Source organism: Streptomyces sp. NPDC024698, assembly GCF_055559015.1.
In genome coordinates this window covers 681,438-703,392 of sequence record NZ_JBVHLK010000002.1, presented here as the reverse complement: position 1 = coordinate 703,392, position 21,955 = coordinate 681,438, and the positions used below count along the sequence as shown (strand labels likewise).

Here is a 21,955-nt window from a genome sequence, read left to right as displayed (position 1 = left end):
TCCTGGCTGCCTCGATGGCGTTGCGGGGCTGTAGCGTTGAGGCATGACTTTTACGCCTGAGCCGTTGGACCCAGACGACAGTCGGCCGCCCTATGAGCAGGTGGCTAGCAGTCTCGGCGCGGCCATCCGCACAAAGAAGTTGGCTCCCGGGGAAAGGCTTCCCTCACACAACAAGCTGACTGAGCTCTACGGCTTCGCCCGAGCGACGATCCAGAGGGCGCTGCGCGACCTGGAGGACGAAGGGCTTGTTGTATCCCGTAAGGGGAGCGGGGTGTACGTCAGGAATCGGACTGAGCGGCCTGCCGGCCTCCGTCCCTATGTAGAGCAAGCCTTCATGAGTCGGAAGGTATCCATCGACTTCGCTGGCTTCTCAAGCGAGACTCTGCATGCCGCTCTACAGGACCCAATCGATAAGATTCGAGTGGGTCGCCTCACCCCGTCCAGCATCAACATTCGCATTTTGGTGCCAGATATGGCAGTGCCTCAGGCTGCCCCGGTTCGGAAGAGTGACGGCGAGGATGATCCGCGTCTCCGTATGCGTATGCACGACTTGATGGTGGGATTTACCCGAGGAATCGCAAACCAGGTGCACGAGCTCAGCCTGCTAGGTTTGGTGCCGGAAACGAAGGTCTCAGTTCGCGTTCATAGCGGAACGCAATTTTTCAAACTCTATGTGATCAATGAGGAAGATGCCTTCTTCGGGTACTATCCGATTCGACCGAATAAAGTGGTCGTGCAGGGGACTCCAGTCGAAATTTTCGACCTGATTGGGCCAGACGCCACTCTGTTTCACTACTCGATAAATGAGGGTGAATCCTCCAGTGGTGCTCAGCAGGTCGATCAGGCCAAAATGTGGTTCGATAGTGTGTGGACCACGATTGGAAGGGACTTCAACCCTGATGGGGAGTGAAGGGATGGCGGGTGTAATCGGAGCTACTCGAAGCGTATTCTTTGACTTCGATGGACCCGTTTGCGAGGTATTCTCCGGGATTCCAGCTTCAGAAGTCGCCGAAAGTCTTGTCGGCGTGATGCGAGGCTTCAACGTGCAACTCGCGAAAAAGATGGAGGGTCTGGATTTCATGGACGCCCTCCGTGCCTCGCCCCACGCAGGGGAGCGTGCCCTGCGTGCCGTGGAAGATCGCCTAGTTGAGGCTGAAATTGCGGCAGTCAAGGTTGCTGGAGACCCCACCCCAGGGTGTGTCGCATCTATCGAAGCGGCTAGAGCGTCTGGCCGTGACGTGGCGATCGTGAGCAACAACTCTGCTGAGTGCGTGAGAGAGTTCCTTCTGCGCCACAATCTAACTTCCCTGGTACATGAGATTGTGGGGCGCCCTGCTTATCAGCCGGATCGAATGAAGCCGTCACCTTACATGCTTCGAGTAGCTGCTTCTCGCTTGGGTGTGGCTCTCGATGGCTGCACGCTGGTGGGGGACTCGGTAACCGATATTGAGGCGGCCATTTCGGCAGGGTCCATGTCCATCGGATATGCGAATCGGGCAGGTAAGACTATTTCCCTGGCTGAAGCCGGGGCTGACGCGGTAATTGGTTCCATGGGTGTTCTTGCGGACGCGCTCAAGAACGGATCGCCCCTCTAGCCTCTCTGGCCGGCGTCATCTGGGCATGGTTAGGGTAACGTCTCATACCAGGTCACACCGGTTTCTCCCAGACCGTCATGTCGAACGCCACCCTGCCAGAGTCCGGGCTGGACAAGGAGACGACTTTGGCGGCTGCCGGCCGTCCATCACCGGTAATGAGGTAGACCGTCCGCCCCGAGGGGACCTTTATGTCATCGGAGCCTTGAGTCTGGACGAGTTGCGTGCACTCCGCAGGGTTCGGGGTGTTCCCTTCTGGTGCCAATGTATACGAAGATCCGTTCAGCTCAGCCTCACCACCGTCGGTGATTCCGGCAATATGGATATCCGTATTCCCTGCGCTTGACGGCGGGATGGCATCAAAGTCGAACCATCCGGCAAACTCGACTCGCCCAGACCAGTGCTTCACGTACGTGTCGGCTGGCGACTCGGCTGGCGATGCCTCATCCCCGCCGTTAGCCCTGGGGGCAGGCGCCGTGACTGTCGTTGTGGCAGTCACCGTCGCCGCGACACCTGCGGGCGACTTGACTCCCGCCGCTGGCAGTCCGATGAATCCCACCAAGAAGGTCAGAGCTCCGGTCAAGGCGCTGATCACCGCGGCAATAGCCATCCAGCGTTCTGGCGCCCTCTTGGGTGGCCGAGCACCAGGAGGAGGAGCGGCGGGTGGAGCGGGAAACACCATGAGAACCCCCCGATTCAAATGCGAGGGTTTGTAGTGTTCCAGTCGCGAGGCAGCCGTCCGCCCTTTTTGCCTATTCTGTGACCTTTCCGCGATGCTCGACTGGGCCGGTGACCGTGCACTCCATGCACAGTCGGCTGATCACGGCTTCGCGGATCTCACGCCGGCGCCTGAGCGGCTTCGGTTCGCGGCTTGATCGTTCCCCCACCTGTCCCCCAGGGGCGACTACTCCTGAGGGGTTGGCTGGTCAGAGGGGGTAAAGCCGACCCGCTGTAAATCTGCCGGCTAAGCCTACCCAGGTTCGAACCCTGGCGCCGCCACATGATTGAAAGGGTCTGTGACCAGCAGCAATGCTGATCACAGGCCCTTTCGTCGTTCCCTGGTGGCGGGCGTTGATCTGGCCGATTTCTCCCCCTGTGTCTCACCCCGGCTCGCGTGCTGACCGGCCTGTGTGGGGCAGGCGGGGGCAGCTTCGTGGCCTCCGAGATGTGCGGCTGTCCCTTGTTTCGCTGATCGGTACATGCGGAACTAGCTCACGTAGGGACGCCGCAGAGGGGGCTGGCACATGACCGCGGTCCTCAGCACCGGGTGGGACAGCGTACGGCAGCGGGCCAGGATGAGCGCCCAAGTGGCCGGGGCCACGGCCCCGTTGGAGGGGCTGACCACGTTCGGGCGGGCCGAGCTGCTCGGGCGGCTGCGCTGGGAAGTCATCCAGGGCGGCTCCCTGTTCCTGACCTATCCCCAACTGCTCGACGGCGCCGTCTTCGCCGCGCTCCGGCCCGCAGCACTCCTGGACGAGCTGGCGATCCGGGCGATCGGCGGTGGTGCCGCGTTACCGATCCGGGTGAACTCCCGGAACGCGGACCTGGCCGGGCAGCTGATCGCGATGCTCTCCACCGGCTTCCTCTTCTCTTCCCTCCCGATCCCCGACGACCAGTGCCTGCGACTTCAGCGGGAGCTGGCCGTTCGCGCGGACGCCGAGTCCACGGTCGCCGCCCTTGCCGCGGAGGGGCCGACCGGTATGGCGGACCGGTTGCTGGCGGCGACCGGCGTCCTCGACGTTCCGCTGCGGCGGCGCACGGTTGCCCGGTGGGGCGACTGGCTGGAAGCCGCCGGGCGCGGCCTAGTGGACGTCAGCCCCCTCGTGCCGGCCGACTACGCGACCGCGTACGCCTTGCGGCCTCCGCCGCGCCCCGAGGACGCGGCCGGTGCCGCGGGCCGGACGCTGCTCGCCGCCTGGACCGGCGGGGAGCTCGACGTGAACGGGTTCCCCAGCCGCAGCCTCCTGTACGGAAGACTCGACTCACTGCTGCGCTCCGGCGACCCGGCAGCGCGAGCGGACGCGCAGATGCTGCGTGAGTCCTTCGACGAGGCGTACTACAGAGCCATCGCGGCGAGCGAAGGGTGCCTGCTCGGCCTGGCTTCGCCCCGTCGCGGCATCCGGCGCCGAGAGGCGGCGGAACTGGGGGAGCGGACACCGGTCGTGATCTATCCGACCCGGTTCGAACTGCGGCTGGGTCTGATGAGCGGTGCTCAATGGCAGCGGTACACGGATGACGCCGCCGACGCCCTCACCGGCTGGTGGCACCGGCGTGACCTCGCCGCGCTGCAAGAGGTGGGCGACCTGCTCGCGGAGCGGACGAAGGAGCCGCCGGCCGCCGACGTGGGCGAGGTGTCGGTGACCCGGCTCCAGCGGTTCGCGCGGAGCGCGCGGGGGGTCACCGCTCAGACCGTCGCGGGCGGTGGACTGAGCCTGGCGACCAGCCTGCTCGGCGAGGGGACGTCCGGAGCGTTCGCGGCCGGCGCGGGTGGAGCGCTCGCGCCGGTCGTCGTTGCGGCCGTGGCGGCGGGGGTGACCCGCTTGGGCGATTTCCGAGGGCGGTACGACGTGATAGAGCTCCCAGGGGTGCTGCGAGGAGGTCCCGATGGACACTGAGGCGCCCCGTACGCGCACCGACAAGGCCTACACCGACGCCGACGGCGGCCGATGGTGCGAGGTTTACCTGGACACCTATCGCCTGCCCTCCGGCGCGGAGACCGTCCGGCACCGCGTCCGCGTCGGCGGTGGCCGTACGGGAGTCGTGGTGCTCGCACGACGAGGCGAGGACATTCTGCTGGTCCGCCAGTGGAGGCCGACGGTCCGTCGATGGGCCTGGGAACTGCCCCGCGGATTCGGCGAGACCGATCCTGCCGCGGACGCGCTGCGAGAACTGGCCGAGGAGACGGGACTGGTGGGCTCCGCGGCGGTCGTGGTGGCGTACCTGGACATCGACTCCGGCCTGATGGAGAGCGAGGTCGCCGTCGTCGAGGTCTCGGTCCGGGGCGATGCTCCGCTGCGCCCCGGCGCGGTCGACGACGGTGAGATCGCCGCCGCGCGCTGGTGGAGCCCCCACGACATCGCCAAGGCGCTCCGCGCGGGAGAACTACGGGACGGCTTCACCCTCGCCGCGCTCGGAGCAGCCGCCGCAGCCCGCGGCTAGGTGAGGCGCCGCTCAGCGGGCGTGGGCTTCCCGGGGTGTTCCCAAGCGCCCTGGGTGGAGAGCATGATCACACCGGCTCGTCCCCTCCCGGAGAGCTGTATCGATCCGGCTGTCCGCGCTCCCGGGTCCGGTCGGAACCATGTGCGGCAACTCCTCGCCCGGGACGGAGGGTCGGGCCGCGTGGCGGCTCTACCAGTCGGTCAGGTCGACGAGGAGATCGCAGTGCGGGTCGTCCGCAGCCGGCCGTCGGTACTGCTCCTCCTCGACGAGGGACGGCAGTGAAGCGATGAGCGCGGTGGCGGGCGTCTCGGTCAGGCGGATGTCGGCGCCGATGACGCCGGGCCGGTCGACGCGCTGCACGTACAGGCGCAGCAGCCCGTCGCCGTGCATCAGGAAGCCGATCAGGAAGGGGTTCTCGTCCTCGCCGGGGTTCGAGAGGGCGTGCACGAAGGTGAGCGCCCGGCCCTGTTCGGGCTCCGGGTCCGGCGCGATCCCCTCCGGCCGGAGGCGGACGAGGGTCATCCCCATGGCTTCGCCGACATCGCCGTTGCTGTGGAGCTGGGGTCCGCTCAGGACGGTACGCAGGAGGCCCGGGACGTAGTACGGGGTCACCGTGTCGTTGGGGATCTCGTAGAGGAAGTCCCGGCCGTTCTTGTCGTCCCCGGCGCGGAGGGCGACCCGTACGGCGCCGGGCGCGGGCAGGACGCCGCGCAGGCGCCAGTGCTCGGCGAGCGGAGCGTTCAGGAAGTACAGCAGGCGTCGGGCGACGTCCGCCTGCTGCTCCCGGTCTTCAGGATCGGTCAGGGATGCGTCCATGCGGGCCCCCGTCGTCCGGCTGGTTGTGGTGGGAAGCGTTGGTGGCGCCGATCTTCGCAAGGGGGGCCGCAGGTGGGGGCGGGAGTGCGGGATCGCGGGGCACACTGATCGCATGTCATCGCGTCGCAGGAGTTGCCCCGAGTGCCGTCGGGAGATCGCGGTCGTCGCGGGGCGGTTCGCCCGGCACGATCCGCCCGGGGCGCGGGGGAACGGGGAGATGGTCTCGTGTCCCGGTTCGCGGAGGGAAGCGTTCATCGGGGCGGCGCAGCCCACGCTGGACGGCTACACCGTTCCCGCCTTCCCCGGCCAGCTCCCTCTCTTCTGATCCTCCGCGACCGGCGACGGGCGAGAGGCCCGGACAGGTCCTAGTTGCCCGCCACCGACTTCACCGCGACCGAGATCGGTGTCGAGCCGCTGATGGCCTCCAGGGTCAGGCCGGTGGTGGCCGGGGTGTCGACCAGTTCGGCGAGGACCGCGGCCACGTCGTCGCGGGGGATCATGCCGCGGCCGGTCGAGGCCTCCAGGCGTACGAGGCCGGTCCCGGCGTCGTCGATCAGGCCGCCGGGGCGCAGGATCGTCCAGTCCAGGCCCGCACGGCCGCGTACGTACTCGTCGGCCTCGCCCTTGGCGCGCAGGTACGCGTCGAAGATGTCGTTGCCCTGGTGGGCCGGGTCCGCGCCCATAGAGGAGACGACCACGTGCCGGCGTACGCCCGCGCGCTCGGCGGCGTCCGCGAACAGGATCGCCGCGCCCTTGTCCACCGTCTGCTTGCGGTCTGCACCGCTGCCCGGTCCCGCGCCCGCGGCGAAGACGGCCGCGTCCGCGCCCTGGAGATGCGCGGCGACCTCCTCCACCGAGGCCGACTCCAGATCGCACAGGACCGGTTCGGCGCCGGCCGCCCGCAGGTCGTCCCCCTGCTCGGCACGGCGGATGATCCCCGCGACCTCGTCCCCGCGCGCGGAGAGCAGCCGCTCCAGCCGCAGCGCGATCTGACCATGACCACCAGCGATGACAATGCGCATGTTTCCGACCGTACGCCCCGATGACCGCGTTCGCCGCACAACCCTGTGGACGACTCATGAGTCACATGGGTGATCGCTGAGAACGCGTGGGCGATCGCCGCGGGAACGCGCCGGAACGAGTGAACACGCGAACGAAGGAACAACGAAGGGACACCGTGCGGACCCGTGCGGTGTCGTACGAGGAGACCATCATCACCGTCATACGCAAGACCGTCACCGCGGTCGGCTGCACCGCTGTCCTCCTCACCGCGGCGGCTGCCTGCGGCACGGTCCAGAACCTCACCGCGGCGCAGAAGGTGGACCACGCCGTCGAGCACCTCGGCGAACAGAAGTCGCTGGGATTCCAGTTGGACCTGGACGCCGACGCTTCCGCGATCAACACCCTCGCGGGCCAGGGCGGCCCCGACGAAGCCCTTCCGCCCCAGTTCGCGAAGCTGGTCAGCGCGCTGCGCGTCGACGTCTCCGTCAAGTCCAGGAAGAAGCTGGCGGATTCGGGCCAGAAGGACCTGGTCGGGATGAGCGTGAAGGTCACGGGGCCCGATGGCGTCCTGGTCGAGTACCGGGTCATCGGCGACGTCATGTACTACCGCAGCGACATGAAGGCCATCGGCAAGGCGATGGGCGTCCCCATGCCGTCGGCCGGTGATCTCCCGCCGAGCCAGAAGGAGTTCGGGAAGGTCCTCGAAGGCGACTGGGTGAAGGTCGACGTCAAGGAGCTGGAGCGGGCCGGGAAGGACGCCGGGGGCACCTCGAAGGGGTCCGCCGGGGACATCGACGCGAAGACCCAGAAGAAGGTTCTCGACGCCGTGCGCACCGTCATCGGCCGGAAGGTCACCTTCCGGACCAAGGGCGGCGCCGACGGTGTCGAGCACGTCGTCGCCACGGGCAACGTCCGTGACCTGCTCACCGGGGTCTTCGACAAGCTCCGTCCGCTCCAGGGCGACCTGCCGCCGGGCGCGGAACTCCCCACCGCCAAGGACCTGAAGGGCGCGCCGAACAAGAAGGCCGCCGTCGATTTCACGCTGAGGAACGGCGACCTCCGGCAGATCAGGGTCGACCTGGCCGTCCTCGGCGACGCCCCGAAGAAGGTCGAACTGCCCCTCGTCGTGAAGTTCTCCGGAGCGGGCGACATCAGCGCGCCCTCGGGAGCCACCGAGATCCCCGCCGGCAAGATCTCCGGGGGCAGCCCGCTGGGCGGCATGTTCATGGGCGGCGGGTTCTAGCACTCCGGCCAGCACGCCCCGACTCCGGTCAGGACAGCTCGACTCCCGCCAGCACGGCCCGACTCCGGCCAGCACGGCCCGACTCGCGCCGGGACGGCCGCACCCCGGCCAGAACGGCACAACTCGGGCCAGAACGGCTCCACCCCGGCTAGGACGGTTCTTCCCGTCCCTGCCGGGGCAGTTCGAGGCCGGACTCGGCCGCCGAGTCGCAGTACTCCCGGACCGCGCTCGTCCGCGCCACCACCCGCCCGCGGTGGATCACGATCCGGCTGTACGCGAGGGACAGCACCCCCGCCAGCCGGTCCCCGCGCACGGCGAGCAACTCGGCCGGGAACCCCGCCTCCACGCGCACCTCGGGCAGCCCGAGGGCGGCCCTGGCGGCACGGCTCACCGTGTCGTACGCCTCCTCGGGCCGCAGCCCGCACCGCGAGGCCAGCAGGTACGCGGCCTCCAGCGGGTCTCCGCGTCCCACCGGGTTGGACACGTCACGCAGGGCGCCGCTGCCCGCCGCGACCCGTACACCGGCCGCCCGCAGCAGTCGTACGGGAGCGGTGCCGCGCCCGTCGGCCGAGCCGCAGGCGCCCTGCGGCAGACACACCACCGTCACGCCGGCCGCGGCGAGTTGGTCCGCGGCGCGGGAGGCCACCTCGGAGGGCAGCCCGCCGAGCCCGCCGCACGGCCCGAGGGTCACCCCGGGCCGCAGCCCGCCCGCCATCGCGGCCAGCCGCGCGAGCCGGGCCGGATCACCTGCGTCCGTGTGCAGATCGACCGGGCAGCCGTGTTCGGAGGCGAGTTCCAGTACGGCCTCGACGTACCCCGTCGGATCGGGGTCCGCGTCCGGACAGCCGCCCACCGCGGAGGCGCCCATCTTCAGGGCGTCCCGCAGCATCGCGAGCCCGTCGGCACCGGCCGCCCCGGTCAGCACCCGCGGCATCGCGACCGTCGTCAGTTCGGCGAGCCCCCGCAGCGACCGCCGTACCTCCAGCACCGCCGTCAGCGCGTCCAGTCCCTGTACGTCACCGACGCGCACATGGGACCGCAAGGCCGTGGCCCCGTGCCCGAGTTGCAGCAGGGCCGCCTCGGTGGCCCGGCGCCGGATCGCGTGGTCGTCGTAGGCGAGAGGTCCGTGGTCGTCGGCCGTCAGGGCCGTGTCGCTGTGTGCGTGGGCCTCGGCGGGGGCCGGCAGGAGGAGGTAGCCGGCGAGGTCCACCTTCGCGGGGAGTGCCCCCGAGGGACCCGCCGCCAGGCTTCCCGCGGTGCCCACCGCCTCGATGCGACCGCCGCCCAGCCGTACGTCCACGGTCCGGCCGTCGGTGAGCCGTGCCCCGCACAGCAGGAGAGCGGCCGGGTCGGTCTGTCCCGAGCGGGAGCGGGGCGGCTGCTGCTGGCTGTCGGGCATCGCGCTCCTGTGGCTCGGGGACGGCTTCGGGAGGGACGACTGCGGAGCGTGGGGACACAAGATCACGCAGCGTGGGTCGAGCCTAGGACGGTGACCCGTCGACGTCGGGGAGGAGCGCAATAGTCGTACCGGCGTGGCCCGTCGGCGGGCGGAGTCACCCCTGCGATCCAGGGGGCCGGAGGGGCGCGTGAAGGGTCCCGGGAACGCCCGGGGAAACGCCTGTGATCAGGCCCGGGTGGGTGCCGGGAAACGGATTTGGGCGATCGGCGGAGGACCGTGTAATGTCTTCATCGCTCGCCCCAATAGCTCAGTCGGTAGAGCGTCTCCATGGTAAGGAGAAGGTCTACGGTTCGATTCCGTATTGGGGCTCTGGTGAGGGAGGTTCCCGTCGCGAGACGGGGGCCGAACCCATCAAAGCGGTGTAGCTCAGTCGGTAGAGCAAGCGGCTCATAATCGCTGTGTCACCGGTTCAAGTCCGGTCACCGCTACTGACAGTAGCCGATTGTGGGGTCGGTCCTTCGATCGGCTACTCTTCTATGCGTTAATGTCCCATCCGTTCGTCAAGGAGCACTCCTGTGGCTGCCACCGACGTCCGCCCGAAGATCACGCTGGCCTGCGTGGAGTGCAAGGAGCGGAACTACATCACCAAGAAGAACCGGCGTAACAACCCGGACCGACTGGAGATGAAGAAGCACTGCCCGCGTTGCAACGCGCACACCGCGCACCGCGAAACGCGATAATTCAGGCTCGTACACGAGGCCGTCCCCTTCGGGGGGCGGCCTCGCGTCGTTGTGGAACCGATGTCCCGGCGCGGGCCGGGGGCGTAGGCGGACCGGCGTTTTCGAGCGAAGATGGGCCGTCCGGCCAAAACGGCCGGTCCCGCCGCGGCGGCCGCCGGCGACGGCAGGGTGACGACCGGCGACCGAGAACCGTGACGGTCGGCAACCATGGCTACCGGCTACGGCTACCGGTGACGGCAACCGTGACCCTGACGGCCTCCGGCAACCGGCTACAGGCAGCAACATCGGCCCCAACCCCGACGCCGAAAACCGTGACACCCGCCACATTGCGGACGCCCGCCACCCTGCGGGTACCCGCCACAGCGCGGACACCGACACGGCGAAGACGCCGGTCGGCAGCCGGGCGGTGTCCGGCGCACCGGCGGCGCAGCAAAGACAACCAGCGCGGCGAAGACGACAGACGCGGCGAAGACAACCAGGAGGTACCGAGCCCATGGCGCTCGACCAGTCCTTCGTGGGGCGGTCCTACCCGCCCACCGATCCCTACGAGGTCGGTCGGGAGAAGATCCGCGAGTTCGCGGAGGCCGTGGGGGACACCAACCCCGCGTACACGGACCCCGAGGCCGCGCGTGCGCTCGGTCACCCCGACGTGATCGCCCCTCCCACTTTCGTGTTCGCCATCACGTTCAAGGCCGCGGGCGTCGTCGTCCAGGACCCGCAACTGGGTCTCGACTACAGCCGGGTGGTGCACGGCGACCAGAAGTTCGCCTACACCCGCCCGGTGCGCGCGGGCGACCGGCTCACGGTCACCTCGACCATCGAGTCGATCAAGTCCATGGCGGGCAACGACATCCTGGACGTCCGTGGCGAGGTCCACGACGAGGCGGGCGAGCATGTCGTGACGGCTGTCACGAAGCTCGTGGCCCGCGCGGCGGAGGTGGGCTGACATGGCGGCGAAGATCTCTTACGCGGAGGTCGAGGTCGGCACCGAGCTGCCGCCCCAGACGTTCTCCGTGACACGCGCGACGCTCGTGCAGTACGCCGGTGCCTCCGGGGACTTCAACCCGATCCACTGGAACGAGAAGTTCGCGGTCGAGGTGGGCCTTCCCGACGTCATCGCGCACGGCATGTTCACCATGGCCGAGGCGATCCGCGTGGTGACCGACTGGGCGGGCGACCCGGGCGCCGTCGTCGAGTACGGGGTCCGCTTCACCAAGCCCGTCGTCGTCCCGAACGACGACAAGGGCGCCACCGTCGAGGTCAGCGGCAAGGTCGCCGCCAAGCTGGACGACAACACCGTCCGCGTGGACCTCACGGCGACCAGCGCCGGCCAGAAGGTGCTGGGCATGTCGCGAGCGGTCGTACGCCTGGCCTGAGGGCCGCTCGTACGCCTGGCCTGACGGCAGGGGGTACGACCGGCCTGACGGCCTGGTTCCGAGTCCGGCATCCGAGTTCGGGGCAAGAGGCGCTCTCCTTCGAGGGCGCCTCTTGCTTGTGGCCGGACGACGCTTGTGGCCGGACGACGCCGACCGCCCCGATTCGCCCCCTTGCAAAGTTAGTGATTGAGTACTAACTTAGTTTCATGGTCAGGATGAGTGCAGAGGAGCGGCGCGAGAGCGTCATCCGCGCGGCGACCACCGAGTTCGCCCGTGGTGGATATCACGGCACGAGCACCGAGGCGATCGCCAAGCGTGTCGGGGTCTCGCAGCCGTATCTCTTCCGGCTCTTCCCGGGCAAGAAGGCGATCTTCCTCGCCGCCGCCGAGCGGTGCGTCGAGGACACCATCCAGACCTTCCGGGAGGCCGCGAAGGGCCTGGAGGGCGAGGAGGCGAAGCGTGCCATGGGAAACGCGTACGTCGAGGTCATCGCGGAACGGCCCGAGCGGCTGATGATGCAGATGCAGATGTACGTCGCCGTGGCCGCCGCCGAGCAGGAGGGTGACCACGAGTTCGGCGAGGCCGTTCGGGCCGGCTGGATGCGGCTGTGGGACACCGTGCACCTGCCGCTCGGCGCGGACCCGGGCGCGACCACGACGTTCCTGGCGACCGGAATGCTCATCAACACGTTCGTGGCGATGGGCTTCCCGCCGGAGCACCGGGTGTGGGAGGGGCTGTTCTCGGGCCCCGGAGCCATCTGTGGGCCCGAGGAGTAGGCGGGAAGCGGTGGCCGGGCGCCGAGGCCCCGGTCCGCGGATTTCCATGATCATTGAAGTTAGTCATCAATAACTAACCATCGATCTTTCTGGGGGAAAGATGTCACAGCAGACCGAGGCCGTGGGACGCCGCGGGGGCGCCGTCTGGGCCCTTCTCATCACGAGCGTCGCCGGATTCATGGCGGCTCTCGACAACCTCGTCGTCACCACCGCCCTGCCCTCCATCCGCAAGGATCTCGGGGGAGCGCTGGGTGACCTGGAATGGACCGTGAGCGCCTACACGCTCACCTTCGCCGTCCTGCTGATGTTCGGCGCGGCGCTCGGTGACCGGTTCGGCCGCCGCAGGCTCTTCCTGGTCGGGCTGACCGTCTTCACCGGCGCCTCCGCCGCCGCGGCCATGGCCCCCGGCATCGACTCGCTGATCGCCGCCCGCGCGGTCCAGGGCGTCGGAGCGGCGATCATGATGCCGCTGACCCTGACCCTGCTGACCGCCGCGGTTCCCGCCGCCAGGCGCGGGATGGCGTACGGGATCTGGGGCGCCGTCAACGGACTCGCCGTCGCTTCCGGACCCCTCATCGGCGGCAGCCTCACCGAACACGTCTCCTGGCACTGGATCTTCTGGCTGAACGTCCCGCTGGGCCTGGCCGTGCTCCCGCTCGCCCGGCTGCGTCTGTCCGAGTCGTTCGGCGCCGGCGCCCGGCTGGACTTCCCCGGCACCCTGCTCGCCAGCGGTGGCCTCTTCGGGATCGTCTACGGCCTGGTCCGCGGACCCGCCGACGGCTGGACCAGCGGCCTCGTCCTGACCGGTCTGATCGCGGGCGGCGTCCTGCTCGCCGGTTTCGTCGTCCACGGAACCCGGGCGAAGAACCCGATGCTCCCGATGCGGCTCTTCCGCTCCCGCGCCTTCGCCGGGATCAACGCGGCCAGCCTGCTGATGTTCCTCGGGATGTTCGGCTCGATCTTCCTGCTCAGCCAGTACATGCAGGGCGTCCTCGGCTACTCGCCGACCGAGGCGGGGCTGCGGATGCTCCCCTGGACCGGTATGCCGATGCTCGTCGCGCCGATCGCGGGCATCATGTCCGATCGCATCGGCGGCCGCCCGGTCGTCGCGGCGGGCCTCTTCCTCCAGGCCGTCGGCCTCGGCTACATGGCCGTCGTGGCCACCGCCCACGCCTCGTACGGCGCTCAGCTGCCCGCTCTGATCATCAGTGGTGTCGGCATGGCGCTGTACTTCGCCCCGGCCGCCAACCTGGTCATGTCCAGCGTCCGGCCGCAGGAGCAGGGCATCGCCTCGGGCGCCAACAACGCGCTGCGCGAGGTGGGCGGCGCGCTCGGTGTCGCGATCATGTCGTCGATCTTCGCCGCCCAGGGCGGATACGAGTCCGGCCAGGCCTTCGTGGACGGACTGCGGCCCGCGCTGGTGGTCGGCGCCTCCGTGGTGGCCCTCGCCGGCATCGCGGCCCTGGTCATCCCGGCCGCACGGCGCACGGCGGGCACCGAGACGGCCGAGGCCCCGTCGCACGCCCCGGACGCCGACGCCCCGGCCTCCCCGAAGGCCGCGTCCCCGGAGACCGCTCCTCTTGAAACGGCGCCTCTGGAAGCCGCCTCGCGCTGACGCGGGGAACGCAGACACCGTGGCCACGGCCCCGCCCGACGGCGGGGCCGTCCGCGTGTCCGGGGCGCACCGGTGGCCGGGCACCTCCGCCCCTTCTCGTACCCTTGGGCCCGTGCAGGAACTCCACGATGCCCCGCTCGCCCCGCTGACCACCTTCCGGCTCGGCGGTCCGGCCGCCCGGCTGATCACCGCCACGACCGACGCCGAGGTGATCGCCGCCGTGCGCGAGGCCGACGACGCCGGTACGCCGCTGCTGCTCATCGGCGGCGGATCGAACCTGGTCATCGGCGACAAGGGCTTCGACGGGACCGCCCTGCGCATCGCCACGAAGGGCTTCTCCCTCGACGGTACGAGCCTGGAGCTGGCCGCGGGCGAGGTGTGGACCGACGCGGTCGCCCGCTCCGTCGAGGCCGGGCTCGCCGGGATCGAGTGCCTGGCGGGCATCCCCGGTTCCGCCGGTGCGACACCGATCCAGAACGTGGGCGCGTACGGCCAGGAAGTGTCGTCGACGATCACCGAAGTGGTCGCCTATGACCGCAGGACGCGTGAGACGGTCACGCTGACCAACGCCGAGTGCGCGTTCTCGTACCGCCACAGCCGCTTCAAGGCCGACCCCGAGCGCCATGTGGTGCTGCGGGTGCGGTTCGGTCTCGAGGACGCGCGGGGGCTGTCGGCTCCCCTCAAGTACGCCGAGACGGCCCGTGCGCTCGGCGTGGAGCCCGGCGACCGTGTGCCCCTCGACGCGGCCCGCGAGACCGTGCTGAAGCTGCGTGCCGGGAAGGGCATGGTGCTCGACCCCGAGGACCACGACACCTGGTCCGCCGGATCGTTCTTCACCAACCCGATCCTCACGGACGAGGTGTTCGAGGCGTTTCGCGCGCGCGTGAGGGAGCGGCTCGGCGCCGACGCCGTGCCGCCGGCGTACCCGGCCGGCGAGGGGCACACCAAGACCTCCGCGGCCTGGCTGATCGACAAGTCGGGCTTCACCAAGGGCTACGGGACAGGGCCCGCCCGTATCTCGACCAAGCACACCCTGGCCCTGACCAATCGGGGCTCGGCGACCACCGAGGACCTCCTCGCGCTGGCCCGCGAGGTCGTCGCCGGTGTCCACGAGGCCTTCGGGATCACGCTGGTCAACGAGCCGGTGACGGTGAACGCGAGCCTCTGAGGGGCACTCGGAGCCTGAAGGCACCGGCTCCCCGGGGCTAGTAGGCGAGGCCCACGCCCTGCTTCACGGTTCCCGGGGCGTCGATCATCGCCAGCATCGCGTGGGCCACGTCGGCGCGTGCGATGAAACGGCCCCTGGGCGGAAAGCCTCCGACGACCGTGCGGTACGAGCCGGTCAGGGGCTTGTTCTGGAGCCGCGGCGGACGGACCACGGTCCAGTCCGTGGCACTGGCCGCCAGCTCGCCCTCCATCTGCCGCAGGTCGGTGTAGACGTCCTTCAGAAGGGCGGAGATCAGGCGCAGCATCGCGCGGTCGAGGAGCGTGTCGTCCTCGGGGCCGGGTCCGACCGGGGCCGCGCTGACCACCAGCAGCCGCCGCGCCTGCTCCGCCTCCATGGCGGCCAGCACCGATCGGGTGAGCCGGGCGGCGACCCCGGCGTCCTTGCGGGCGCGCGCCCCGAGGCCGGACAGGACCGCGTGCCGGCCCGTCACGGCGGGGCGCAGCGACTCCGGGTCGGTGAGATCCGAGCGGAACACCTCCAGACCCGCGCCCGTGACGGTCAGCCGCGCGGGATCCCGTACGACGGCCGTGACCCGGTGGCCCGCGTCCAGGGCCTGACGGACGATCTCCTGGCCGATGCCTCCGGTGGCACCGAAAACGGTGAGTTCCATGAGCTGCTCCCCTGAGAGGTGGAGACGTGGTGGGTGAGTGCTCACTCACCCTTTCTTCCCCTAGGGTGGGTAAGTACTCACCCACCCGTCAACCCCACAAGGACGGGTCATGGAATCCTTGGGCCCCATGCAGCAGAAATCCGCCACGGAGCGCACGCCGTCGAAGCCGGCCAGGATCCGCATCCTCGACGCGGCGCACGAGCTCATGCTCACGCTCGGCCTCTCCCGCGTCACCACCAAGGAGATCGCCAGGGCGGCCGGCTGTTCGGAGGCGGCGCTCTACAAGTACTTCGCGAGCAAGGAGGAGCTGTTCATCCGGGTCCTCCACGAGCGGCTGCCGCGGCTCGGCCCGCTCCTGGAGCGGCTGACGGCCGAGCCGCGGGAGCACTCCCTGGAGGAGAACCTCACCGAGATCGCCCGCCAGGCGTCCCTCTTCTATGAGCAGAGCTTCCCGATCGCCGCCTCCCTGTACGCGGAGACACAGCTCAAGCGGCGCCATGACGAGGCCATGCGGGCCATGGACGCGGGCCCCCACATCCCCATCCGGGGTCTCGCCGCCTATCTGCTGGCGGAACAGCGGGCCGGGCGTGTCCGGCCGGACACCGACACCTACGCCGCCGCCTCACTGCTGCTCGGGGCGTGCGCGCAGCGGGCGTTCGCCTACGACGCCACCGAGGACGGCACGCCACCGCCGCTGGACACCTTCGCCCCGGCCCTCGCCCGCACCCTGCTCGCCGGGCTCACCCCGAGAGACCGGGGGACCGAGCCCCAGGACCCGCGCTAGGCGGTGAGCCAGTCGTCGACGCCGGACAGCAGCTTCGTCCGGACGTCCTGGGGCGCGGCCGAGGCGCGGATGGACTGCCGGGCCAGCTCGGCCAGTTCCTGGTCGGTGAAGGCGTGATGGCGCCGGGCGATGTCGTACTGGGCGGCGAGCCGGGAGCCGAAGAGCAGCGGGTCGTCGGCACCGAGGGCCATCGGCACCCCGGATTCGAACAGAGTGCGCAGGGGGACATCGGCGTGCTTCTCGTAGACGCCGAGGGCGACGTTGGAGGCGGGGCAGACCTCGCAGGTCACCCCGCGGTCCGCGAGGCGCTTCAGCAGTCGGGGGTCCTCGGCGGCCCGCACCCCGTGGCCGATCCGGGAGGCGTGCAGGTCGTCGAGGCAGTCGCGGACCGAGGCGGGTCCGGTGAGCTCGCCGCCGTGCGGCGCGGACAGCAGTCCGCCCTCGCGGGCGATGGCGAAGGCCCGGTCGAAGTCCCGCGCCATGCCCCGCCGCTCGTCGTTGGAGAGCCCGAAACCGACGATCCCCCGGTCCGCGTACCGCACGGCGAGCCGGGCCAGCGTGCGGGCGTCCAGGGGGTGCTTCATCCGGTTGGCGGCCACCAGGACACGCATCCCGAGCCCGGTGTCCCGCACGGCCGAGTCGACCGCGTCCAGGATGATCTCCAGGGCCGGGATCAGCCCGCCGAGGCGCGGGGCGTACGAGGTCGGGTCGACCTGGATCTCCAGCCAGCCGGAGCCGTCCTTCAGGTCTTCCTCGGCGGCCTCGCGCACCAGGCGCTGGATGTCCTCGGGCTCTCTGATGCAGGACCGCGCGGCGTCGTACAGGCGCTGGAAGCGGAACCAGCCGCGCTCGTCGGTCGCCCGCAGCTTCGGCGGTTCCCCGCTGGTCAGCGCCTCGGTCAGCGTCTCGGGCAGCCGCACGCCGTATTTGTCGGCGAGCTCCAGCACGGTGCCGGGGCGCATGGACCCCGTGAAGTGCAGGTGCAGATGGGCCTTCGGAAGTTCACTGACATCACGTACGCGCTCCATCCGGAGATCCTGCCCCACGCGAACGCCGTGCCGGAAGGGCTTTCCCTGATCGGGCGCTTGCCCGAACGCATGGACGAGGGCCGGCCACTCCCGTGAGTGACCGGCCCCCGCACGCGCGCGTGGAGCGCTCATGACGTCACCCGCGCCCCTGGGAGGCGCGGGCGGACGCGTGAGGTCAGTCCTTCGCCTCGGCCAGCAGCTTCTGGATCCGGCTGACGCCCTCGACGAGGTCCTCGTCGCCGAGCGCGTACGACAGCCGCAGGTAGCCCGGCGTGCCGAAGGCCTCGCCCGGGACGACCGCGACCTCGGCCTCCTCCAGGATGAGCGCGGCCAGCTCGACGGTGTCCGCGGGGCGCTTGCCGCGGATCTCCTTGCCGACCAGTTCCTTCACCGAGGGGTACGCGTAGAAGGCGCCCTCGGGCTCGGGGCAGAGCACGCCGTCGATCTCGTTCAGCATGCGCACGATGGTCTTGCGGCGGCGGTCGAAGGCCTCGCGCATCTTCGCGACGGCGTCGAGGTCGCCGGAGACGGCGGCGAGCGCGGCGACCTGGGCCACGTTCGAGACGTTCGAGGTGGCGTGCGACTGGAGGTTGGTCGCGGCCTTGATGACGTCCTTCGGGCCGATGACCCAGCCCACGCGCCAGCCGGTCATCGCGTACGTCTTGGCGACGCCGTTGACGACGATGCACTTGTCGCGCAGCTCGGGCACCACCACGGGCAGCGAGTGGAACTCGGCGTCGCCGTAGACCAGGTGCTCGTAGATCTCGTCGGTCAGGACCCACAGGCCCTTCTCGGCGGCCCAGCGGCCGATCTCCTCGATCTGCTCGCGGGTGTAGACCGCGCCCGTCGGGTTGGACGGGGAGACGAAGAGCAGCACCTTGGTGTTCTCGGTGCGGGCGGCCTCCAGCTGCTCGACCGAGACGCGGTAGCCGGTGGTCTCGTCGGCGACGACCTCCACCGGGACACCGCCGGCGAGACGGATGGACTCCGGGTAGGTGGTCCAGTACGGGGCCGGGACGATGACCTCGTCACCCGGGTCGAGGATCGCGGCGAAGGCCTCGTAGATGGCCTGCTTGCCGCCGTTGGTGACCAGGACCTGGGCGGCCTCCACCTCGAAGCCGGAGTCGCGCAGCGTCTTCGCGGCGATCGCGGCCTTCAGCTCGGGGAGCCCGCCGGCCGGCGTGTAGCGGTGGTACTTGGGGTTCGAGCAGGCCTCGATGGCGGCCTGGACGATGTAGTCCGGGGTCGGGAAGTCGGGCTCACCGGCGCCGAAGCCGATCACCGGACGTCCGGCGGCCTTGAGTGCCTTGGCCTTGGCGTCCACGGCGAGGGTGGCGGATTCGGAGATCGCGCCGACTCGGGCGGAGACCCGGCGCTCGGTGGGAGGGGTTGCAGGGCTCATGGGACCCATCGTTTCAGACCGGAAACACCCCCGGCACACGGGTTTCACGGACTGAACAAGGGCAGAACATCCGTGCGGATCCGCGCGCTCCACCAGTGGATCTTCGACGTGGTGAGCCCGTACGGACACTTTCTGTTCGACGCCCGGCTTCCGACCACGTACACTCTCACCTCGTTGGCCTTCACCGGCCGCACTCACCCGGTGCACACCGAGCACCCGGGCGAATGCGGTACGTTGGGGGAAATCAAAGGGTCGTAGCTCAATTGGTAGAGCACTGGTCTCCAAAACCAGCGGTTGGGGGTTCAAGTCCCTCCGGCCCTGCTACACACACCTCTCGCGGATGTGTGCGCATGTACGTACAGCAATGCACCGCCGTGCGGCTCAACCGGGCGCGGCACGGTCACGACCCGGGAATCAGGTGAGGACGAGTGACGGACGCCGTGGGCTCCATCGACATGCCTGATGCCGAGGCGCCGGAGTCCAAGAAGAAGGCCCGCAAGGGCGGTAAGCGTGCCAAGAAGGGCCCGCTGAAGCGCCTTGCCACCTTCTACCGCCAGATCATCGCGGAACTCCGGAAGGTTGTCTGGCCGACTCGCAATCAGCTGACGACTTACACCACAGTGGTGATTGTGTTCGTCGTCATCATGATCGGCCTGGTCACCGTGATTGACTATGGGCTCAACCACGCCGCCAAGTACGTCTTCGGCTGAGCCGAGAGCGAAGGGCGCCGTCACCGGCGCCCCTTTCGCGCGTTCCACCCCCATGTAACCAGGAAGAAGCAGCCACCGTGTCTGACCCGAACCTGAACGATTCCTCCGAGTCGGTCGAGTCCGTTGACGACGAGCTCGAGATCGTCGAGGGAACGGACGTCGTGGACGAGTTCGAGGCTGCCGATGCCGCCGCCGGCGAGAACGCCGAGGACGCGGCCCTGCACGTCGAGGACGAGTCCGGTGAGGACGTCGAGGACGCCGCCGACGAGTCCGCCGAGGACGAGGACGCCGCGGACGAGGACGCGTCCGAGGAGGCCGAGCCCGAAGTCGAGGCCGAGCCCGTCGACCCCGTGACCGCCCTGCGCGACGAACTGCGTCTGCTGCCCGGCGAGTGGTACGTCATCCACACGTACGCCGGTTACGAGAACCGCGTGAAGACCAACCTCGAACAGCGTGCCGTCTCGCTGAACGTCGAGGACTTCATCTTCCAGGCCGAGGTGCCGCAGGAAGAGGTCGCGCAGATCAAGAACGGCGAGCGCAAGACGATCAAGCAGAACAAGCTCCCGGGCTACGTCCTGGTCCGCATGGACCTGACGAACGAGTCCTGGGGCGTCGTCCGCAACACCCCCGGCGTCACCGGCTTCGTGGGCAACGCCTACGACCCGTACCCGCTGACCCTGGACGAGATCGTCAAGATGCTCGCCCCGGAGGCCGAGGAGAAGGCCGCCCGCGAGGCCGCCGAGGCCGAGGGCAAGCCCGCGCCGCAGCGCAAGGTCGAGGTCCAGGTGCTGGACTTCGAGGTCGGCGACTCGGTCACCGTCACCGACGGCCCGTTCGCCACCCTCCAGGCCACCATCAACGAGATCAACGCCGACTCGAAGAAGGTCAAGGGCCTCGTCGAGATCTTCGGCCGCGAGACTCCGGTCGAGCTCTCCTTCGACCAGATCCAGAAGAACTAGCACCTTCTGGACGTACGTCTTCCGAACAGGTCAGACGGGCTGTCACAGCCGGTCTGACCTGCTCGGTTTTTAGCCGCGCATGGATACCCGTTATCGTTGTGCGGTATGCCTTCATCCGGATCATTTCCTCCGCTGAAGGCAGCCGTCCGGGGCGACTCGGACGTAGGAAGGCGAAAACGAAAGAGGACCCGGAATGCCTCCCAAGAAGAAGAAGGTCACGGGGCTCATCAAGCTCCAGATCAACGCCGGTGCGGCGAACCCGGCCCCGCCGGTCGGCCCCGCGCTCGGTCAGCACGGCGTCAACATCATGGAGTTCTGCAAGGCCTACAACGCGGCGACCGAGTCGCAGCGTGGCTGGGTCATCCCGGTGGAGATCACGGTCTACGAGGACCGCTCCTTCACCTTCGTGACCAAGACTCCGCCGGCCGCCAAGATGATCCTCAAGGCCGCGGGTGTCGAGAAGGGCTCCGGCGAGCCGCACAAGACCAAGGTCGCCAAGATCACCCAGGCGCAGGTCCGCGAGATCGCCACGACCAAGATGCCCGACCTCAACGCCAACGACCTGGACGCCGCCGCGAAGATCATCGCCGGCACCGCCCGTTCCATGGGCATCACGGTCGAGGGCTGACACCCACCTTCACAGGAACCATGCGGCCTCGGCCGCGCGTGGCAGGGCCTGCTCGGCCCGCACCACGACTCCTCAGAACACATCAGGAGCAGTAGTGAGCAAGCGCAGCAAGTCTCTCCGCGCTGCGGACGCCAAGGTCGACCGGGACAAGCTCTACGCCCCGCTCGAGGCCGTCCGTCTCGCCAAGGAGACCTCCACCAGCAAGTTCGACGGCACCGTCGAGGTCGCCTTCCGCCTGGGTGTCGACCCGCGCAAGGCCGACCAGATGGTCCGTGGCACCGTGAACCTGCCGCACGGCACCGGCAAGACCGCCCGGGTCCTGGTCTTCGCGACCGGTGACCGTGCTGCGGCCGCGGAGGCCGCGGGCGCCGACATCGTCGGCTCCGACGAACTGATCGACGAGGTCGCGAAGGGCCGTCTGGACTTCGACGCCGTCGTCGCCACCCCGGACCTCATGGGCAAGGTCGGCCGCCTCGGCCGCGTGCTCGGTCCCCGTGGTCTCATGCCGAACCCCAAGACCGGCACCGTGACCCCCGACGTCGCCAAGGCTGTCACCGAGATCAAGGGTGGCAAGATCGAGTTCCGCGTCGACAAGCACTCGAACCTGCACTTCATCATCGGCAAGGTGTCCTTCGACGACACCAAGCTGGTGGAGAACTACGGCGCCGCGCTCGACGAGATCCTTCGTCTGAAGCCGTCCGCCGCCAAGGGTCGCTACATCAAGAAGGCCGCGATCAGCTCCACGATCGGCCCCGGCGTTCCCGTCGACCCGAACCGCACCCGCAACCTCCTCGTCGAGGAGGACCCGGCCGCCGTCTGAGCCCTTCGCTCACCCCGGTGACCGCGTCGCGCACGCGAATCTGAACGGGCCCCGCAACCTTTCGAGGT

General features: G+C 69.2%; 24 protein-coding genes and 3 tRNA genes. 20 read left to right on the top strand and 7 right to left on the bottom strand.

The features are described 5' to 3' along the window. Positions 1 to 43: 43 nt before the first annotated feature. Both ACZ4AA_RS07625 and ACZ4AA_RS07620 read left to right on the top strand, forming a co-directional pair. On the top strand, positions 44 to 910 hold the full coding sequence (locus ACZ4AA_RS07625) for a GntR family transcriptional regulator (protein ID WP_467596925.1): 867 nt from the start codon (positions 44 to 46) through the stop codon (positions 908 to 910). Positions 911 to 914: 4 nt separating this feature from the next. Continuing rightward, the gene (locus ACZ4AA_RS07620; RefSeq protein WP_467596922.1) at positions 915 to 1,595 is read left to right on the top strand and encodes an HAD family hydrolase; all 681 of its coding nucleotides are present in this window, start codon (positions 915 to 917) and stop codon (positions 1,593 to 1,595) included. Between the two features lie 52 nt (positions 1,596 to 1,647). Here ACZ4AA_RS07620 and ACZ4AA_RS07615 read toward each other — a convergent pair whose 3' ends face one another. Then, the gene (locus ACZ4AA_RS07615) at positions 1,648 to 2,202 is read right to left on the bottom strand and encodes a hypothetical protein (RefSeq protein ID WP_467596919.1); all 555 of its coding nucleotides are present in this window, start codon (positions 2,200 to 2,202) and stop codon (positions 1,648 to 1,650) included. A gap of 634 nt (positions 2,203 to 2,836) precedes the next feature. Here ACZ4AA_RS07615 and ACZ4AA_RS07610 point away from each other — a divergent pair. Both ACZ4AA_RS07610 and ACZ4AA_RS07605 read left to right on the top strand, forming a co-directional pair. Continuing rightward, entirely contained in the window at positions 2,837 to 4,207 is a 1,371-nt protein-coding gene (locus ACZ4AA_RS07610) for a hypothetical protein (protein ID WP_467596916.1), read from the top strand. Next, entirely contained in the window at positions 4,197 to 4,751 is a 555-nt protein-coding gene (locus ACZ4AA_RS07605; protein WP_467596913.1) for an NUDIX domain-containing protein, read from the top strand. The genes ACZ4AA_RS07610 and ACZ4AA_RS07605 overlap by 11 nt, the downstream gene beginning before the upstream one ends. Positions 4,752 to 4,940: 189 nt before the next feature. Here the strand turns inward: ACZ4AA_RS07605 and ACZ4AA_RS07600 are convergent, their stop codons facing one another. Continuing rightward, positions 4,941 to 5,567, bottom strand: a complete 627-nt coding sequence (locus ACZ4AA_RS07600; protein ID WP_467596909.1) for a hypothetical protein — start codon at positions 5,565 to 5,567, stop codon at positions 4,941 to 4,943. Between the two features lie 112 nt (positions 5,568 to 5,679). On the opposite strand from ACZ4AA_RS07600, the gene ACZ4AA_RS07595 reads away from it, so the two are divergent. After that, positions 5,680 to 5,892, top strand: a complete 213-nt coding sequence (locus tag ACZ4AA_RS07595; protein ID WP_467596907.1) for a hypothetical protein — start codon at positions 5,680 to 5,682, stop codon at positions 5,890 to 5,892. 40 nt (positions 5,893 to 5,932) lie between these two features. Here ACZ4AA_RS07595 and ACZ4AA_RS07590 read toward each other — a convergent pair whose 3' ends face one another. After that, positions 5,933 to 6,589 (bottom strand): SDR family oxidoreductase, encoded by a 657-nt coding sequence (locus tag ACZ4AA_RS07590; RefSeq protein WP_467596904.1) that lies wholly within the window; start codon positions 6,587 to 6,589, stop codon positions 5,933 to 5,935. A gap of 155 nt (positions 6,590 to 6,744) precedes the next feature. Between ACZ4AA_RS07590 and ACZ4AA_RS07585 the strand changes: the two genes are divergently transcribed. After that, positions 6,745 to 7,812 (top strand): hypothetical protein, encoded by a 1,068-nt coding sequence (locus tag ACZ4AA_RS07585; protein ID WP_467596901.1) that lies wholly within the window; start codon positions 6,745 to 6,747, stop codon positions 7,810 to 7,812. 148 nt (positions 7,813 to 7,960) lie between these two features. On the opposite strand, the gene ACZ4AA_RS07580 is transcribed toward ACZ4AA_RS07585, so the two are convergent. Continuing rightward, positions 7,961 to 9,211: an amidohydrolase family protein gene (locus tag ACZ4AA_RS07580; protein WP_467596897.1), complete on the bottom strand. Its 1,251-nt coding sequence runs from the start codon at positions 9,209 to 9,211 to the stop codon at positions 7,961 to 7,963. A gap of 296 nt (positions 9,212 to 9,507) precedes the next feature. On the opposite strand from ACZ4AA_RS07580, the gene ACZ4AA_RS07575 reads away from it, so the two are divergent. The 8 genes from ACZ4AA_RS07575 (at position 9,508) to ACZ4AA_RS07540 (ending at position 14,886) form a co-directional block, all read left to right on the top strand. Then, positions 9,508 to 9,580: transfer RNA gene (locus ACZ4AA_RS07575), tRNA-Thr, on the top strand. A gap of 46 nt (positions 9,581 to 9,626) precedes the next feature. Further along, a tRNA-Met gene (locus tag ACZ4AA_RS07570) sits at positions 9,627 to 9,699 on the top strand. 87 nt (positions 9,700 to 9,786) lie between these two features. After that, on the top strand, positions 9,787 to 9,951 hold the full coding sequence (gene rpmG / locus ACZ4AA_RS07565) for a 50S ribosomal protein L33 (RefSeq protein ID WP_003948671.1): 165 nt from the start codon (positions 9,787 to 9,789) through the stop codon (positions 9,949 to 9,951). Positions 9,952 to 10,444: 493 nt separating this feature from the next. Beyond that, positions 10,445 to 10,897 carry an FAS1-like dehydratase domain-containing protein gene (locus ACZ4AA_RS07560; RefSeq protein WP_467596893.1) on the top strand — a complete coding sequence of 151 codons (453 nt, stop codon included), beginning with the start codon at positions 10,445 to 10,447 and terminating at the stop codon, positions 10,895 to 10,897. A gap of 1 nt (position 10,898) precedes the next feature. Further along, positions 10,899 to 11,327 (top strand): MaoC family dehydratase, encoded by a 429-nt coding sequence (locus tag ACZ4AA_RS07555; RefSeq protein ID WP_467596890.1) that lies wholly within the window; start codon positions 10,899 to 10,901, stop codon positions 11,325 to 11,327. A 206-nt stretch (positions 11,328 to 11,533) separates the two neighbouring features. After that, positions 11,534 to 12,103, top strand: a complete 570-nt coding sequence (locus tag ACZ4AA_RS07550) for a TetR/AcrR family transcriptional regulator (RefSeq protein ID WP_467596887.1) — start codon at positions 11,534 to 11,536, stop codon at positions 12,101 to 12,103. Between the two features lie 100 nt (positions 12,104 to 12,203). Beyond that, positions 12,204 to 13,718 (top strand): DHA2 family efflux MFS transporter permease subunit, encoded by a 1,515-nt coding sequence (locus tag ACZ4AA_RS07545; RefSeq protein WP_467596884.1) that lies wholly within the window; start codon positions 12,204 to 12,206, stop codon positions 13,716 to 13,718. Between the two features lie 112 nt (positions 13,719 to 13,830). Beyond that, entirely contained in the window at positions 13,831 to 14,886 is a 1,056-nt protein-coding gene (locus ACZ4AA_RS07540; RefSeq protein WP_467596882.1) for a UDP-N-acetylmuramate dehydrogenase, read from the top strand. Positions 14,887 to 14,923: 37 nt separating this feature from the next. Here ACZ4AA_RS07540 and ACZ4AA_RS07535 read toward each other — a convergent pair whose 3' ends face one another. Then, positions 14,924 to 15,556, bottom strand: coding sequence for an NAD(P)-dependent oxidoreductase (locus tag ACZ4AA_RS07535; RefSeq protein WP_467596879.1), 633 nt, complete (start codon positions 15,554 to 15,556; stop codon positions 14,924 to 14,926). A 127-nt stretch (positions 15,557 to 15,683) separates the two neighbouring features. On the opposite strand from ACZ4AA_RS07535, the gene ACZ4AA_RS07530 reads away from it, so the two are divergent. Continuing rightward, on the top strand, positions 15,684 to 16,340 hold the full coding sequence (locus tag ACZ4AA_RS07530) for a TetR/AcrR family transcriptional regulator (protein ID WP_467596876.1): 657 nt from the start codon (positions 15,684 to 15,686) through the stop codon (positions 16,338 to 16,340). On the opposite strand, the gene ACZ4AA_RS07525 is transcribed toward ACZ4AA_RS07530, so the two are convergent. Further along, positions 16,337 to 17,368, bottom strand: a complete 1,032-nt coding sequence (locus ACZ4AA_RS07525) for an adenosine deaminase (protein WP_467596874.1) — start codon at positions 17,366 to 17,368, stop codon at positions 16,337 to 16,339. The genes ACZ4AA_RS07530 and ACZ4AA_RS07525 overlap by 4 nt on opposite strands. A 175-nt stretch (positions 17,369 to 17,543) precedes the next feature. After that, entirely contained in the window at positions 17,544 to 18,770 is a 1,227-nt protein-coding gene (locus ACZ4AA_RS07520) for a pyridoxal phosphate-dependent aminotransferase (protein WP_467596872.1), read from the bottom strand. Positions 18,771 to 19,018: 248 nt separating this feature from the next. Between ACZ4AA_RS07520 and ACZ4AA_RS07515 the strand changes: the two genes are divergently transcribed. The 5 genes from ACZ4AA_RS07515 to rplA all read left to right on the top strand — a co-directional run bounded on the left by ACZ4AA_RS07515 (position 19,019) and on the right by rplA (position 21,887). Continuing rightward, a tRNA-Trp gene (locus ACZ4AA_RS07515) sits at positions 19,019 to 19,091 on the top strand. 107 nt (positions 19,092 to 19,198) lie between these two features. After that, positions 19,199 to 19,480, top strand: coding sequence for a preprotein translocase subunit SecE (secE, locus tag ACZ4AA_RS07510; protein ID WP_103549158.1), 282 nt, complete (start codon positions 19,199 to 19,201; stop codon positions 19,478 to 19,480). Positions 19,481 to 19,557: 77 nt separating this feature from the next. Next, on the top strand, positions 19,558 to 20,439 hold the full coding sequence (gene nusG, locus ACZ4AA_RS07505; protein WP_467596868.1) for a transcription termination/antitermination protein NusG: 882 nt from the start codon (positions 19,558 to 19,560) through the stop codon (positions 20,437 to 20,439). A 193-nt stretch (positions 20,440 to 20,632) separates the two neighbouring features. After that, positions 20,633 to 21,067 carry a 50S ribosomal protein L11 gene (gene rplK / locus ACZ4AA_RS07500; RefSeq protein ID WP_261705301.1) on the top strand — a complete coding sequence of 145 codons (435 nt, stop codon included), beginning with the start codon at positions 20,633 to 20,635 and terminating at the stop codon, positions 21,065 to 21,067. A 94-nt stretch (positions 21,068 to 21,161) separates the two neighbouring features. Further along, positions 21,162 to 21,887 carry a 50S ribosomal protein L1 gene (rplA, locus tag ACZ4AA_RS07495; RefSeq protein ID WP_328449291.1) on the top strand — a complete coding sequence of 242 codons (726 nt, stop codon included), beginning with the start codon at positions 21,162 to 21,164 and terminating at the stop codon, positions 21,885 to 21,887. Positions 21,888 to 21,955: the final 68 nt, after the last annotated feature.

What these genes read in the sequence shown, in the direction of transcription:
- ACZ4AA_RS07580 (WP_467596897.1), bottom strand. Translation starts at nt 9,211, where the DNA reads ATGCCCGACAGCCAGCAGCAGCCGCCCCGCTCCCGCTCGGGACAGACC.
- ACZ4AA_RS07595 (WP_467596907.1), top strand. Translation starts at nt 5,680, where the DNA reads ATGTCATCGCGTCGCAGGAGTTGCCCCGAGTGCCGTCGGGAGATCGCG.
- ACZ4AA_RS07600 (WP_467596909.1), bottom strand. Translation starts at nt 5,567, where the DNA reads ATGGACGCATCCCTGACCGATCCTGAAGACCGGGAGCAGCAGGCGGAC.
- ACZ4AA_RS07550 (WP_467596887.1), top strand. Translation starts at nt 11,534, where the DNA reads ATGGTCAGGATGAGTGCAGAGGAGCGGCGCGAGAGCGTCATCCGCGCG.
- ACZ4AA_RS07590 (WP_467596904.1), bottom strand. Translation starts at nt 6,589, where the DNA reads ATGCGCATTGTCATCGCTGGTGGTCATGGTCAGATCGCGCTGCGGCTG.
- ACZ4AA_RS07615 (WP_467596919.1), bottom strand. Translation starts at nt 2,202, where the DNA reads ATGGCTATTGCCGCGGTGATCAGCGCCTTGACCGGAGCTCTGACCTTC.
- ACZ4AA_RS07605 (WP_467596913.1), top strand. Translation starts at nt 4,197, where the DNA reads ATGGACACTGAGGCGCCCCGTACGCGCACCGACAAGGCCTACACCGAC.
- ACZ4AA_RS07535 (WP_467596879.1), bottom strand. Translation starts at nt 15,556, where the DNA reads ATGGAACTCACCGTTTTCGGTGCCACCGGAGGCATCGGCCAGGAGATC.
- ACZ4AA_RS07545 (WP_467596884.1), top strand. Translation starts at nt 12,204, where the DNA reads ATGTCACAGCAGACCGAGGCCGTGGGACGCCGCGGGGGCGCCGTCTGG.
- ACZ4AA_RS07610 (WP_467596916.1), top strand. Translation starts at nt 2,837, where the DNA reads ATGACCGCGGTCCTCAGCACCGGGTGGGACAGCGTACGGCAGCGGGCC.
- ACZ4AA_RS07555 (WP_467596890.1), top strand. Translation starts at nt 10,899, where the DNA reads ATGGCGGCGAAGATCTCTTACGCGGAGGTCGAGGTCGGCACCGAGCTG.
- ACZ4AA_RS07530 (WP_467596876.1), top strand. Translation starts at nt 15,684, where the DNA reads ATGCAGCAGAAATCCGCCACGGAGCGCACGCCGTCGAAGCCGGCCAGG.
- ACZ4AA_RS07525 (WP_467596874.1), bottom strand. Translation starts at nt 17,368, where the DNA reads ATGGAGCGCGTACGTGATGTCAGTGAACTTCCGAAGGCCCATCTGCAC.
- ACZ4AA_RS07620 (WP_467596922.1), top strand. Translation starts at nt 915, where the DNA reads ATGGCGGGTGTAATCGGAGCTACTCGAAGCGTATTCTTTGACTTCGAT.
- ACZ4AA_RS07520 (WP_467596872.1), bottom strand. Translation starts at nt 18,770, where the DNA reads ATGAGCCCTGCAACCCCTCCCACCGAGCGCCGGGTCTCCGCCCGAGTC.
- ACZ4AA_RS07625 (WP_467596925.1), top strand. Translation starts at nt 44, where the DNA reads ATGACTTTTACGCCTGAGCCGTTGGACCCAGACGACAGTCGGCCGCCC.
- rplK (WP_261705301.1), top strand. Translation starts at nt 20,633, where the DNA reads ATGCCTCCCAAGAAGAAGAAGGTCACGGGGCTCATCAAGCTCCAGATC.
- ACZ4AA_RS07560 (WP_467596893.1), top strand. Translation starts at nt 10,445, where the DNA reads ATGGCGCTCGACCAGTCCTTCGTGGGGCGGTCCTACCCGCCCACCGAT.